Raw genomic sequence first — 13000 nt, 5'->3', positions numbered from 1 at the left:
GTCTGAAAACATCGCTTCATTGAATGATGCTTTCAGACGACCTTTGTATCGTTTTGCGGGAATCTAGGAAAAACTTGCTCTTTTTTAGAGAGCGATTCCACAGAAAAACGAAGGTTTTTTCAAGGGCGAATTATAATGGAATAGATGGGAGGCAAACAAGGTGGCATAATGCTTGAATCTTATTTTCATCTCTACAAAAAAGGTCGTCTGAAAATCTGTTTCAACGAAATGAAACGTTGATACCCGTTTTCAGGCGACCTTGTGTTTTTGTGGAAGGATTAATAATCGACCTTAATCTTGGGCGTTTCCTGCGCCGCTTCGTATTCTTCTTCCAACTCAAACCGCAGCGGATACAAATCCAGCTTTTCCATCAGCAGGCGGTCGCCGTCTTCGTCGGGGTTTTCGGTGGTTAAGAGCTTGTCGCCGTAGAAAATCGAGTTCGCACCCGCCATGAAACACATTGCCTGCATGGATTCGGGCATACTCGAGCGTCCGGCGGAAAGGCGGACATAGCTGTGCGGCATGGTAATCCGCGCCACGGCGATGGTACGGACGAACTCCGTCCAATCCAAATCTTCGGCATCGGCAAGCGGCGTGCCTTCCACTTTAACCAACTGGTTAATCGGTACGCTTTCGGGCTGCGGGTCGAGGTTGGCGAGGCTGGCAATCAGTCCGGCACGCTCGGCGCGGGTCTCGTTCATGCCGACGATGCCGCCGCAGCAGACTTTCAAACCGGCGTTGCGAACTTTGCCCAAGGTGTCCATGCGGTCTTCGTGTTTGCGGGTATGGATGATGTCGTTGTAGCGGTCGGGGTCGGTATCGAGGTTGTGGTTGTAGTAATCCAAACCTGCTTTTTTGAAGTCTTCCGCCATACCGTCTTCGAGCATACCAAAGGTGCCGCAGGTTTCCATGCCCAAACCCTTCACGGCTTTGATGATTGCGGAAACCGTCTCCACGTCTTTCGGTTTGGGGCCGCGCCATGCCGCGCCCATGCAGAAACGGCTTGCGCCGCGCGATTTGGCGATTTTGGCTTTTTCGACGATTTCGTCCACATCCATCATCTGCTCTTTGCCCAGATTGGTGTTGTGGTGCGCCGATTGCGGGCAGTAGGCGCAGTCTTCGGGGCAACCGCCGGTTTTGATGGACAACAGGGTGGAAAGCTGGATTTCGCGCGGGTTGAAATTTTGGCGGTGGATTTCGGCGGCTTGGTAAACGAGGTCGAGGAAGGGAAGTCCGAACAGGGCTTCGACATCGCATTTTTTCCAATAGCGCGCGGTCGGATGCGGCTTGCGCTCGGTCTTACGGCGCAAGGCGACGGGAGAGATGGTCATAGTGTGTTCTTTCGTATTTACAGCGGCGCAATGACGCTGACTGCCTGACTGCCGGCGCAATGACGGCAGCGGCACGGTTGGAGTGAAACGTCGTCTGAAAACAGACGAGGAGGAAGTGTAACGCGTTTGAAAAACGGGGGCAAAAAAATTCTAGTCGGCGGTCAGCAAAGGCTTGACAAATTCTGCTTATTTTTTGGGAATTTTATCTGCCTGTTTTTTAATCAATTATATTTTCTTCTTTTATATCAATTATTAATTTGATATATCCACAGCGGAATTCACATAAAGCATGGATAATCGGAAGCAAGGTAAGGAGGTATTTTTTTATCTGGTCATTCCAATTTTCAGAATATTGGGAAAAGGTCGTCTGAAACATACACGGTAATTTCAGACGACCTTTTTACATTTAATTTTTACACCTGTCAGGCTTGATGAAGTTTGCGGATATAGTCCACTTCTTCTTTGCTGCCCATGAAGACGGCGACGCGTTGGTGCAATCCGACCGGCTTGACATCCAGCATGTCGGTCTGTCCGTCGAAAGCTGCGCCGCCTGCCTGTTCCAAAATCAGGCTCATCGGGTTGGCTTCGTACATCAGGCGCAGTTTGCCCGGTTTGGAGAGATCGCGTTTGTCTTGAGGGTACATGAACACGCCGCCGCGCATCAGGATGCGGTGGATTTCGGCAACCATGCTGGCAACCCAGCGCATATTGTAGTTTTTACCGCGACTGTCGGTTTCACCTGCCAGCAATTCGTCGATATAACGTTGGACGGGCGGCAGCCAATGGCGGCGGTTGGACATATTGATGGCAAATTCTTTGGTGGTTTCGGGGACGCGCGGATTTTCATTGGTCATCACAAAATTGCCGTCCTCGTCCAAAGTAAAGACGGAAACACCGTGTCCGACGGTCAAGACCAGTTGGGTTTGCGGGCCGTATAAAACATAACCTGCGGCAACTTGATCTCGGCCTTTTTGCAAAAATGACGCCGTTTCCAAATCGCCTTCGGGTTTCTCCAAAATGGAAAAAATTGTGCCGACGGAGATGTTGACATCAATGTTGGACGAGCCGTCCAGCGGGTCGAATAAAACCAAATAGCGTCCGTCAGGATGGGCGGTGACAAAAGTGTCTTCCTCTTCGCTTGCCAAACCGGCAACAGACGGATTGTCTTTTAAGATACGGATAAGAATATCGTTGGCGATAACGTCGAGTTTTTTTTGGTCTTCACCTTGGATGTTGCCTGTACCTGCCATACCCAAAACGCCTGAAAGTGCGCCGAGGCGGACTTTTCCGCTGATTTCGCTGCAGGCGGAGATGACGGATTCCAATACGCTGCCTAATTGTTCGGGCAGGGCGTTTTGATGTAAATGTTCCGGAAGGAATTGCGCGAATGTGGTCATGTCAAACTCGATTTCTTGAATGATTTTGAAAAACGTCCGAAGAAGGTTCAGACGAGGTTTGAAGAAGGGGGCTTATTTGCTATCCGAAGCGGCGCGCTTGCCGTCCAATCCGACGGTTTCTTTCAAACAGTCCGTGGTGCTCTGTTTGATTTGTTCTTTGACGTTTTCACTGATATTGCCCGACAGGATGGCAGACATATCTTCCACCGAAATGCGGTCTGCCATTTTTTCAGCAGTGCAGGTACAGACTTGAAGTACGGTTTCTTCCGAAAGCAGGCTTGTTTTCGGTACTTTGGCAACGCATTGCTCCGTTGCGCCTTCGACAAAACCTTTGCGGAATTCGCTTTTGAATTTGTCGGTAACGCTGTCGGAAGACCCGTCTGAACAGGCGGTCGCGGCAAGGACGAGGAATAAGGATAATACGTTGGTTTTTTTCATCATCGGACAGGAAGGATAAGTTTGGTTCATTGTAATTTAAAACCGCTGAGCCTGCCAGCCGGAGGCTGCGAGGCTTCAGACGACGTAGGTTAGCGCAACTTAAGGTATAATGACGCCCCGCCCGCATCGGTGGCTTCCGTTTGCAGGCGGAAGGATAACAAGAAAGAGTATCAGGAATATGTTGAAAAAATGGCTGAACAAAGTTTTGTCCGGCAGACAGAGCAGGCAAACCGAGGTTCGCAAAGAAATCATCCCCGCTGAAGAATACCGTATCAGCGCGGATATGATCAGTTTTGCAGCGGAAAAAACCGTCAAACGTTTGCAAGAGGAAGGATTCAAAGCCTATATCGTAGGTGGGGCGGTCAGGGATATGCTGTTGGGTGTAGAGCCTAAAGACTTCGATGTCGCCACCGATGCTACGCCGGAGCAGGTGAGAAAAATTTTCCGCCGCAGCCGCATCATCGGCAGGCGTTTTCAAATCGTCCATGTCATGACAGGTCCGGAAACCATAGAAGTAACGACATTCCGCGGCGGCGGCAAGGTGCAGCAAAACGCGCACGGCAGGATTATGAAAGACAACACTTATGGCAGCATAGAAGAAGATGCGATGCGCCGAGACTTTACCTGCAATGCGTTGTATTACGATCCGATACGCGAAGAAATTTTGGATTTCCATAACGGCGTCAACGATATAGCCGACAGAAGCCTGGTTATGATAGGCGATGCTGCGGAGCGGTATCGTGAAGATCCTGTCCGTATCCTGCGCGCCGTACGCTTGTCGGGCAAACTTGGCTTTTCGGTGGAAGAATCCACTGCCGCTCCGATTCCGGAGTATGCTGGTCATCTGAAACACGAACCTGTCGCCCGCCTGTTTGACGAAATCATGAAGCTGCTGTTTTCCGGCCATGCGCGGGAATGTTTGAAAAAACTTAACAGCTTGGGTGTTTCAGACGACATCCATCCGCTTTTGACTGCGTTAAAATCGGCGGAAAAGCCTGAAAACCGCATTATTTCGCTTGCACTGAAAAACACTGACGAGCGGCTGCGTCAGGACAAATCGGTTTCAGTCGGCTTCGTCTTGGCTGCCGTATTGTGGCCGGATGTCAACCGACGCTGGCAACGGAATCTGGCACAGGGGCAAAAGCCTGCGCCTGCTCTGACAGACGCTATCGAATCCCTGCGGAGCGATGTTGAAAAAGGTTGGGGCGTGCCGCAGCGTTTTGCCGCGACCATGCGGGAAATCTGGCAGTTCCAACCGCAATTCGAACAGATGCGCGGCGCCCGTCCGCACCGCCTGCTCGCGCAGCAGCGTTTCCGGGCTGCTTACGACTTTCTGGTGTTGCGCGGCGAAGTGGGCGAGATTGACCGCCAAACGGTCGAATGGTGGAACAGTTTCCAGCATGCCGATGAAGGTTTGCGCAATGAAATGACGACAAACCATGCTCGTGCGCAGGGCAACGAAGGTGTGAAAAAGAAACGCCGCCGCCGTCCGCGCAAAAAGAAAACGGAACAAGGGCAATAGAGATAATAGTCGAAAAGTCGTCTGAAAACGGGTATGACAGGTTTTCAGACGACTTTTTTCATGGGGCTAGAACGGTTGTTTCAAATCTGCCAATATTTTAAGAAATTCAACTGAAAAGGTCGTCTGAAAACTATATTTCAGACGACCTTTTCTATATTTTCACTTAAGAATCAGATTCTTCATTCTTTCGCCGTATTCATCAGCCGCAGGGCTTTGAGGCGACCGATTTCTTTTTGGTATTCCACCAAGCCGATAAATGTTCCGCTTCTGTCGTAAACGCGGATGGGCTGATTGGCGGAGATGTCCTCGGTAAACTGCGGGCGTTGGCCGCATTTGAGCATGGCTACGGCGCGGTCGTTCAGTTCGATTTTGGGGAGGTGCCGCACTAAAACGTCGCAGGGCAGGAGCAGGGCGTCGCGTTCGGTTTCGTCGAATGCCGCCAAGGCGTCGAGCGTGTGGCTTTCGCGGATGGTGAAACCGGCGGTTTCGGTGCGGCGCAGGGCGGTCAGGTGGGCGAATGTGCCGATGTGTTTGGCGATGTCTTCGCTGAGGGTGCGGATGTAGGTGCCTTTGCTGCAACGTACGTCGATGACGGCTTTGGGTGCGTCAAACTCGGTAATATCGATGGCGTAAATGGTGATGTCGCGCGGTTTGCGTTCGATGACGATGCCTTTGCGGGCGTATTCGTACAGTGGTTTGCCTTCGTGTTTGAGGGCGGAAAACATCGGCGGCACTTGGCGGATGTTGCCTGTCAGGGCTTGGCATGCCGTCTGAAATTCGGCTAAGGAAATATCGGCTCGGGCAGTAGCGATGATTTCGCCTTCGGCATCGCCCGTGCTGCTGGCTTCGCCGAGTTTCAGCGTGGCGGTGTAGGCTTTGTCGGCATCCAGCAGGTATTGGGCGAACTTGGTCGCTTCGCCAAAGCAGACGGGCAAAAGTCCGGTCGCCAAAGGATCGAGCACGCCGGTATGCCCCGCTTTTTCGGCGTTGTAGAGGCGGCGGGCTTTTTGCAGGGTGGTGTTGCTGGAAAGTCCTTCGGGCTTGTCGAGCAGGAGGACGCCGTTGATGGGACGTTTGGCAGGTTTGGCGGTCATGTCAGTGGAGAAGGAAGGAAAGGGATAAGATGGAAGTGCCGAGTAGGATGATCGGCGTTTCCGATATTGTTTTTCTGAGGATGATGTGGCTGTGCGGATTTGGTGTTGCTACTGTGTAGCTGCCTTTTTTCAGACGGCCTTGCTTTAAAAGCGTGATGCGGCCGTCGGTACGGCGGAAACTGGCATGAAACAGCGGTTTGGAGAGAGGTACTTCCCGCCCGTTTAGGTCGGTGATGTGGAAGGAGATTTGTCCGTCTCCATCATGCCAAACCGAGTAACACCCGTTTTTACCTATGTGGATTTCGTTGCCCGATGCGGTATCAAAGACGATTTTCCCTTTGCGTAAACTGAAAGCGTAGCAGGCACAATAGGAGAAAAATACTAAAAACAATAGAAATTCGGGAAAGGTCATGGATATATCCTAAAGCAGAGCAAGGAGGCCGTCTGAAACAGATCTTCGGTTTTAATACCGGGTGTTCAGAAGAGCTTTATTTTTAATCTTCCACCGGCTTTTCCGCCGCCACTTGGTCGATGAGGCTGGAAATGCTCATGCCGCGTTCGAGCGATTCGTCGTATTTGAAGTGCAGTTCCGGCGTTTTGAAGAGTTTGATGCGTTTCGCCAGCTCGCTGCGCAAGTGGCCTTTGGCGTGTTCCAAGGCTTCTTCGGTGATGTCGCGGGTGCTGTCGTCGAGGACGGTGTAGAACACGGTGGCGTGGCTGTAATCGCGGGTGACTTCGACTTCGTTGATGGTGATGAAGCCTGCGCGCGGGTCTTTCAGGCCGGTGCGGACCAGCTCGGCCAGTTCGCGCATGATTTGTTCTTTGACACGGTCTTGGCGGGCATAGCCGCGTTGCGGTTTTCTCATGGTTTTCCTTAAACGGCGGCGGCCGTTTCAACTTTGTTTTCAGACCGCCTGTGTGAAATAAGTGCGGTATTATAACGGATATACGGCAATTTGAGGTCGTCTGAAAAGGAGTTTGGCTGTGCGGAAAATCAAAATCGGATTGGCAGGGTTCGGCATGTCGGCGCAGGTGTTCCATCTGCCGTTTTGGCGTGCGGATTCGCGGTTTGAAGTCGTGCGTGTGTTTGAACGCAGCGGCAACAAAGCTCAGGCAGTCCTGCCGCAGGCGCAGACCGTGCGCTCGTTTGAGGAGTTGCTTGCCGATGATGTGGATTTGGTGGTCGTTACCACGCCGAACCAGACGCATTTCGATTTTGCCGCTCAGGCTTTGCGTGAGGGTAAAAATGTGGTGGTGGAAAAACCATTGTGCGCCACGGCGGCGCAAGCCTTGGAACTGGCGGAACTCGCCGAGCGGCAGGGCGTATTGCTGACCGTTTACCAAAACCGCCGCTGGGACAGCGCGCCGCTGACCGCCAAAAAGCTGCTTTCAGACGACCTCTTGGGCGAAATTGTGGATGCAGAGTTCCGTTTCGAGCGTTATGCGGCTGCCTTGAACAAAAAACGCTGGAAGGAAACCGGCGAGGCGGGCGTAGGGCTGGTGTACGATTTGGGTTCGCACCTCATGGATATGGCGGTCGATGTTTTCGGGATGCCCGACGAGCTTTATGCCGACGTGCGCTATCAGCATGAAGGAGCAGTCAGCGACGACAATTTCTATATCGCGCTCTATTACGCCGACGGCAAAAAAGTCGCCCTGACCGCGAGCAAATATGCCCGCGAACCCTTGCCGTTCATGACTTTGCACGGCAAACGAGGTTCATACGTCAAACAAAATGCCGATAACCAAGAAGCTCTGCTGATCGACGGCGCGCAACCCGTTGGAGCGTGGAATCGTGAACCGGAAGACGAATGGGGCATCCTGCATACGGAAATCGACGGAGCGGTCGTCCGCAAAAAAATCGAAAGCGTCAGCGGAAATTATGCGGCGTTTTATGAAAACCTTTATGACGCGCTGCAAGGCAAATCTCCCGCAGCAGTGCAACCGCGCCAAGTGGCGGATGTGCTGGGGCTGCTGGAAAAAGTATATGAAAGCGCGAAATCGGGGTGTCGGGTTAAGGTGTAGGGAGATTAAAAGTTACAGGGAACAGGATTTCTGAAATTTTTAAAATACAGAAGATTAACTTGGAAGTTGCTATTTTCTCCTATGCCTGTGCGAGGACAAGCTATGGTGGAAAGCCAGACCTTGGCTATTTCTTCGGTAACATTTAAAAATTGCCGTAATTCCTAATTTCCAGATGCCTACCTTTATCGGAATGGCGATGTAGGCATTTCTATCATTTTTAAGGCTATGTTTTCTGTCGAATGCGAAAAGGTCGTCTGAAAACTTTTTAGCGAAACCCGCTATATTCGTTTTCAGACGACCTTTCATATTTTTTATTGAAAGACAGGCAGAGGCTTATTCTTCCGGACGTTCGCCGTCGGTGTCGTCCAGTTTGCCTTCGGTAATATCAACGTTGATACCCACGGCAGCGCGGATTTTGGCGTCGATTTCGTTAGCGATTTCCGGGTTTTCTTTCAACCATACGCGGACGTTGTCTTTGCCTTGTCCGATTTTGGCGCCGTTGTAGCTGTACCATGCGCCTGATTTTTCAACGATGTCGTATTTGACGCCAAGGTCGATCAGTTCGCCTTCCCAGCTTACGCCTTCGCCGTACAGGATATCGAATTCGGCTTGGCGGAACGGGGGCGCTACTTTGTTTTTGATGACTTTGACTTTGGTTTCGTTGCCGATAACGTCGTCACCTTTTTTGATTTGTCCGGTGCGGCGGATGTCGAGGCGGACGGAGGCGTAGAATTTGAGGGCGTTGCCGCCGGTGGTGGTTTCGGGGCTGCCGAACATCACGCCGATTTTCATACGGATTTGGTTGATGAAGACGACCAGTGTGTTGGTGCGTTTGATGTGGCCGGTAAGCTTGCGCAAGGCTTGGCTCATCAGGCGGGCTTGCAGGCCAACGTGGCTGTCGCCCATTTCGCCTTCGATTTCGGCTTTGGGTACGAGGGCCGCTACGGAGTCAACGACAACCATGTCCACGCCGCCAGAGCGTACCAGCGTGTCGCAGATTTCCAAAGCCTGTTCTCCGGTGTCGGGTTGGGAGAGGTAGAGTTCTTCTACTTTAACGCCGAGTTTGCGGGCGTAAATCGGGTCGAAGGCGTGTTCGGCGTCAATAAAGGCGCAGATACCGCCGTTTTTCTGGCATTGGGCAATGGCTTCGAGACAGAGCGTGGTTTTACCGGAGGATTCGGGGCCGAAGATTTCCACGACACGGCCGCGCGGCAGACCGCCGACGCCTAGTGCCAAGTCCACGCCGAGCGAGCCGGTGGAGATGACGTCAAGGTTTTCTTCTTGCTGGCTGCCGTCCATTTTCATGATGGAGCCTTTGCCAAAGTTTTTTTCAATTTGGGCAAGGGCGGCGGCTAGGGCTTTGCTTTTTTCGTCTGACATGGTGCTGTTCTCGTAAGGGATGTTATCAAAGTAGCTAAGAATTTGTTTAGCTATTATCGCATAAATTAAGAAAAAGTATAGTTTTATTTCGGTTTTATTTCATATTTTGGATAAATTGTTGTTAATTATCTGAATTATATGATTTATGAGTTGTATGTTTGGATGTATTAAGAGTGCTGAAAGGTCGTCTGAAAGCGAATATTTCATTTTCAGACGACCTTTTTGGATTTGAACTCAATAGATAATGTTTTTGCCGTAGCTTTCCAAAATCGATTTGATTTTGAGGATGGTTTCTTTGGGAGGCGGATGTACGCCGGTGAGTTTGTAGGTGTCGCCGCACAATGCCCATTTGTGCGCGCCCAGTTCGTGATAAGGAAGGAGTTCGACCATTTCGACGTTGTCCATGTCTGCGATGAATTCGCCGAGCAGGTGGGCGGAACGGTCGTCGTCGGTATAGCCCGGCACGACGACGTAGCGGACGCGGGCGGGCTGTTTGCGTTCGGCGAGGTAGTGGGCGAATTTGAGGGTTTTGGTGTTTGGGATGCCGACGAGGACTTTGTGGATTTCGGGGTCGATTTGTTTTAAATCGAGCATGACGAGGTTGGTGTGGTCGAGCAGGTCGTCAAGGATGGAATCGTAATGCAGGGCGTAGCCGTTGCTGTCGAGGCAGGTGTGGATGTCGTGTTCTTGGCAGGCGGTGAACCAGTCGCGTACGAATTCGTATTGCAGGAGCGGTTCGCCGCCTGTGGCGGTAACGCCGCCGCCTGTGGCGCGCAGGTAGTGTCGGTAGGACATGACTTGCTTCATGACTTCGGGCACGGTCATTTCTTGGGCTTGTTCGGTGTGCAAGTCCCATGTGTCGCGGTTGTGGCAGTAGAGGCAGCGCATGAGGCAGCCTTGCAGAAAGAGGACGTAGCGCAACCCGGGACCGTCCACTGCGCCGCAGGATTCTACGGAATGGACGATGCCTTTGCCGTTGTAATGGCGGTGTCCGAGGTCTTTGGCGGGGGCGGGTGTTTCGGGGTTGATGGCGATGGATGTCTGCATGGTGTCTGATGTACCGGATATTGGGGTCGTCTGAAAACTTGTTTTTGTGTTGCAGAGGGTTCTTCTTATTGGATTAATATGCGGGCATTGCGTTCCCTGTTGTGAGAAGTTTATGGGCTGTTTTTAAATAGGTAAACGCGTTTTAGTGATAGCTCTATTGTACTGTTTTCGGTCGTCTTGATTTAAAGTTAATCCACTGGATTTTGATATTATCAAACCATTACTTCAGGCAAAATCAAGCCGGGTTCCGGATAATCCGTCCCCCGGCTTGGTTTACTGTAAACCCTTTGCTTTACATGGTTTGTGTAAAGGTGCGGGTAATCACGTCAAGCTGCTGTTCGCGGGTCAGCGAGTTGAAGCGTACGGCGTAACCGGACACGCGGATGGTCAGTTGCGGATATTTGTCCGGATTGTTCATCGCGTCTTCCAGCGTTTCGCGGGTCAATACGTTGACGTTCAGGTGTTGGCCGCCTTCCACTTCTCCTTCTTCGTGGTGGAAGTAACCGTCCATCAGGCCTGCGAGGTTGCGTTCGCGGGAGTTTTCGTCTTTACCCAATGCGCCCGGCACGATGGAGAAGGTGTAGGAAATACCGTCTTTGGCAAACTCAAACGGCAGTTTGGCTACGGAAGTCAGCGAAGCGACGGCGCCATTGACATCGCGGCCGTGCATCGGGTTGGCGCCCGGACCGAACGGTGCGCCTGCGCGGCGGCCGTCCGGCGTGTTGCCGGTTTTTTTGCCGTACACGACGTTGGAGGTAATGGTCAACACGGACTGGGTCGGCGTTGCGTTGCGGTAAGTTTTGTGGGTTGCCACTTTTTTCATGAAGCGTTCCACCAAGTCGCAGGCAATGTCGTCCACGCGGTCGTCGTTGTTACCGAACTGCGGATATTCGCCTTCGATTTCAAAGTCGACGGCAATACCGTTTTCATCGCGAATCGGTTTGACTTTGGCGTATTTGATGGCGGACAGTGAGTCGGCGGCCACAGACAAACCGGCGATACCGCAGGCCATAGTGCGTTTCACGTCGCGGTCGTGCAGCGCCATCAGCGCGGCTTCGTAGCTGTATTTGTCGTGCATGTAATGGATGATGTTCAGCGCGGTAACGTATTGGGTTGCCAGCCAATCCATGAATTTGTCCATGCGCGCAAAGACAGTGTCGTAGTCCAAGACTTCGTCCATAATCGGTTCGGTTTTCGGACCGACCTGGTCTTTGGATTTTTCGTCCACGCCGCCGTTGATTGCGTACAGCAGGGTTTTCGCCAAGTTGGCGCGTGCGCCGAAGAACTGCATTTGTTTACCGACCACCATCGGGCTGACACAGCAGGCAATGGCGTAGTCGTCGCTGTTGAAGTCCGGACGCATCAAATCGTCGTTTTCGTATTGGATGGACGAAGTGTCGATGGACACTTTGGCGCAAAACTCTTTAAAGCCTTGCGGCAGCTGTTCGGACCACAACACGGTGATGTTCGGTTCGGGAGACGGACCCATGTTGTACAGGGTATGCAGCACGCGGAAGTTGGTGCGGGTTACCAGCGTGCGGCCGTCTAAACCCATACCGCCGATGGATTCGGTTGCCCAAATCGGGTCGCCGGAGAAGAGTTGGTCGTATTCGGGCGTACGCAGGAAACGAACCATACGCAGTTTCATCACCAAATGGTCGATAAATTCTTGCGCTTGGGTTTCGGTAATTACGCCGTTTTTCAGGTCGCGCTCGATGTAGATATCCAAGAATGAAGACACGCGACCGAACGACATGGCGGCGCCGTTTTGCGATTTAACGGCGGCAAGGTAGCCGAAGTAAGTCCATTGGATGGCTTCTTGTGCATTTCTCGCAGGACCGGAAATGTCGTAGCCGTAAGAGGCTGCCATTTCTTTCATTTGACCCAAGGCTTTGTATTGTTCGTTGATTTCTTCGCGGCGGCGGATAACTTCTTCCAAATCCACGCCGTTTTCCAAATCGGCTTGCAGCGAGTTGAACTGGTTGAGTTTGTCTTTCATCAAGAAGTCGATACCGTACAATGCCACGCGGCGGTAGTCGCCGATGATGCGACCACGACCGTAAGCATCCGGCAAACCGGTGATCACACCGGATTTGCGGCAACGGCGGATGTCGGGCGTATAAACGTCAAACACGCCTTGGTTGTGGGTTTTGCGGTATTTGGTGAAGATTTCGCTGACTTCGGGGTTCAACTCGACGTTGTACACTTTGCACGCGTCTTGTACCATTTTCAAACCGCCGAACGGCATGATCGAGCGTTTCAGAGGCTCATCTGTTTGCAGGCCGACGATGGTTTCCAAATCTTTATTGATATAACCCGGCGCATGGCTGGTAATGCCGGACACGACTTGCGCGTCGATTTTGTAAGGTTCGTGCGTGCGGTTTTCGACTTTGATGCCTTCCATCACGTCCGCCCACAGTTTGGTCGTCGCCTCGGTTGCAGGCGCGAGGAAAGACGCATCGCCTTCATAAGGCGTGTAGTTTTTCTGAATAAAATCGCGCACGTCGACATTGGTTTCCCAATTACCGCCGACAAAACCTTCCCAAGCGACAGGGCGTTGCTGTACATCGGTTGACATATCAAGCTCCTAATTTGTCAGATAGAATTTATAGGTAGAAGAAATTTACCTTTGCAGAATAGCACTTTAGCTCTATGAAGTGTAACGATTGGCGGAGATGTGAACGTTTACCCGATATTTTTTTGACTTACATCAATGAGAACAGTTATTACTTAAAACTACATTTTATTTTTCAATCCCTTAGCGTG

At 51.8% G+C, this 13000-nt stretch carries 12 protein-coding genes; 2 read left to right on the top strand and 10 right to left on the bottom strand.

What is annotated here, in order from left to right; translation table 11 throughout:
• Positions 1 to 278: 278 nt before the first annotated feature.
• The 3 genes from bioB to NM96_05450 all read right to left on the bottom strand — a co-directional run bounded on the left by bioB (position 279) and on the right by NM96_05450 (position 3196).
• Positions 279 to 1331 (bottom strand): biotin synthase BioB, encoded by a 1053-nt coding sequence (gene bioB, locus NM96_05460; GenBank protein ID AVR78856.1) that lies wholly within the window; start codon positions 1329 to 1331, stop codon positions 279 to 281.
• Positions 1332 to 1753: 422 nt separating this feature from the next.
• The gene (locus NM96_05455; protein AVR78855.1) at positions 1754 to 2728 is read right to left on the bottom strand and encodes a class 1 fructose-bisphosphatase; all 975 of its coding nucleotides are present in this window, start codon (positions 2726 to 2728) and stop codon (positions 1754 to 1756) included.
• Between the two features lie 72 nt (positions 2729 to 2800).
• Positions 2801 to 3196 carry a hypothetical protein gene (locus NM96_05450; protein AVR78854.1) on the bottom strand — a complete coding sequence of 132 codons (396 nt, stop codon included), beginning with the start codon at positions 3194 to 3196 and terminating at the stop codon, positions 2801 to 2803.
• A 148-nt stretch (positions 3197 to 3344) separates the two neighbouring features.
• Between NM96_05450 and NM96_05445 the strand changes: the two genes are divergently transcribed.
• Positions 3345 to 4688, top strand: coding sequence for a polynucleotide adenylyltransferase PcnB (locus NM96_05445; GenBank protein AVR78853.1), 1344 nt, complete (start codon positions 3345 to 3347; stop codon positions 4686 to 4688).
• A 179-nt stretch (positions 4689 to 4867) separates the two neighbouring features.
• Here NM96_05445 and NM96_05440 read toward each other — a convergent pair whose 3' ends face one another.
• The 3 genes from NM96_05440 to NM96_05430 form a co-directional block, all read right to left on the bottom strand.
• The gene (locus tag NM96_05440; GenBank protein AVR78852.1) at positions 4868 to 5782 is read right to left on the bottom strand and encodes a tRNA pseudouridine(55) synthase TruB; all 915 of its coding nucleotides are present in this window, start codon (positions 5780 to 5782) and stop codon (positions 4868 to 4870) included.
• A gap of 1 nt (position 5783) precedes the next feature.
• Positions 5784 to 6194, bottom strand: coding sequence for a hypothetical protein (locus NM96_05435; GenBank protein AVR78851.1), 411 nt, complete (start codon positions 6192 to 6194; stop codon positions 5784 to 5786).
• A gap of 82 nt (positions 6195 to 6276) precedes the next feature.
• On the bottom strand, positions 6277 to 6648 hold the full coding sequence (locus NM96_05430; protein AVR78850.1) for a 30S ribosome-binding factor RbfA: 372 nt from the start codon (positions 6646 to 6648) through the stop codon (positions 6277 to 6279).
• A gap of 118 nt (positions 6649 to 6766) precedes the next feature.
• Here NM96_05430 and NM96_05425 point away from each other — a divergent pair, with 118 nt between their 5' ends.
• On the top strand, positions 6767 to 7807 hold the full coding sequence (locus tag NM96_05425) for an oxidoreductase (GenBank protein AVR78849.1): 1041 nt from the start codon (positions 6767 to 6769) through the stop codon (positions 7805 to 7807).
• 69 nt (positions 7808 to 7876) lie between these two features.
• Here the strand turns inward: NM96_05425 and NM96_05420 are convergent, their stop codons facing one another.
• The 4 genes from NM96_05420 to pflB all read right to left on the bottom strand — a co-directional run bounded on the left by NM96_05420 (position 7877) and on the right by pflB (position 12812).
• Entirely contained in the window at positions 7877 to 8113 is a 237-nt protein-coding gene (locus tag NM96_05420) for a hypothetical protein (protein AVR78848.1), read from the bottom strand.
• A 27-nt stretch (positions 8114 to 8140) separates the two neighbouring features.
• Positions 8141 to 9187: a recombinase RecA gene (gene recA, locus NM96_05415; protein AVR78847.1), complete on the bottom strand. Its 1047-nt coding sequence runs from the start codon at positions 9185 to 9187 to the stop codon at positions 8141 to 8143.
• Between the two features lie 234 nt (positions 9188 to 9421).
• Positions 9422 to 10234 (bottom strand): pyruvate formate lyase 1-activating protein, encoded by an 813-nt coding sequence (gene pflA / locus NM96_05410; GenBank protein ID AVR78846.1) that lies wholly within the window; start codon positions 10232 to 10234, stop codon positions 9422 to 9424.
• Positions 10235 to 10526: 292 nt separating this feature from the next.
• The gene (pflB, locus tag NM96_05405; GenBank protein AVR78845.1) at positions 10527 to 12812 is read right to left on the bottom strand and encodes a formate C-acetyltransferase; all 2286 of its coding nucleotides are present in this window, start codon (positions 12810 to 12812) and stop codon (positions 10527 to 10529) included.
• Positions 12813 to 13000 lie beyond the last annotated feature (188 nt).

Origin of the sequence: Neisseria mucosa (assembly GCA_003028315.1) — a bacterium.
In the GTDB taxonomy this organism is placed as follows: Bacteria; Pseudomonadota; Gammaproteobacteria; order Burkholderiales; family Neisseriaceae; genus Neisseria; species Neisseria mucosa.
This window is presented reverse-complemented; position numbering and strand designations above follow the sequence as displayed.

Excerpts from the sequence above, each read along its gene's own strand:
- bioB (AVR78856.1), bottom strand. The coding sequence starts at position 1,331 with ATGACCATCTCTCCCGTCGCCTTGCGCCGTAAGACCGAGCGCAAGCCG.
- NM96_05455 (AVR78855.1), bottom strand. The coding sequence starts at position 2,728 with ATGACCACATTCGCGCAATTCCTTCCGGAACATTTACATCAAAACGCC.
- NM96_05450 (AVR78854.1), bottom strand. The coding sequence starts at position 3,196 with ATGAACCAAACTTATCCTTCCTGTCCGATGATGAAAAAAACCAACGTA.
- NM96_05445 (AVR78853.1), top strand. The coding sequence starts at position 3,345 with ATGTTGAAAAAATGGCTGAACAAAGTTTTGTCCGGCAGACAGAGCAGG.
- NM96_05440 (AVR78852.1), bottom strand. The coding sequence starts at position 5,782 with ATGACCGCCAAACCTGCCAAACGTCCCATCAACGGCGTCCTCCTGCTC.
- NM96_05435 (AVR78851.1), bottom strand. The coding sequence starts at position 6,194 with ATGACCTTTCCCGAATTTCTATTGTTTTTAGTATTTTTCTCCTATTGT.
- NM96_05430 (AVR78850.1), bottom strand. The coding sequence starts at position 6,648 with ATGAGAAAACCGCAACGCGGCTATGCCCGCCAAGACCGTGTCAAAGAA.
- NM96_05420 (AVR78848.1), bottom strand. The coding sequence starts at position 8,113 with ATGAAAGGTCGTCTGAAAACGAATATAGCGGGTTTCGCTAAAAAGTTT.
- recA (AVR78847.1), bottom strand. The coding sequence starts at position 9,187 with ATGTCAGACGAAAAAAGCAAAGCCCTAGCCGCCGCCCTTGCCCAAATT.
- pflA (AVR78846.1), bottom strand. The coding sequence starts at position 10,234 with ATGCAGACATCCATCGCCATCAACCCCGAAACACCCGCCCCCGCCAAA.
- pflB (AVR78845.1), bottom strand. The coding sequence starts at position 12,812 with ATGTCAACCGATGTACAGCAACGCCCTGTCGCTTGGGAAGGTTTTGTC.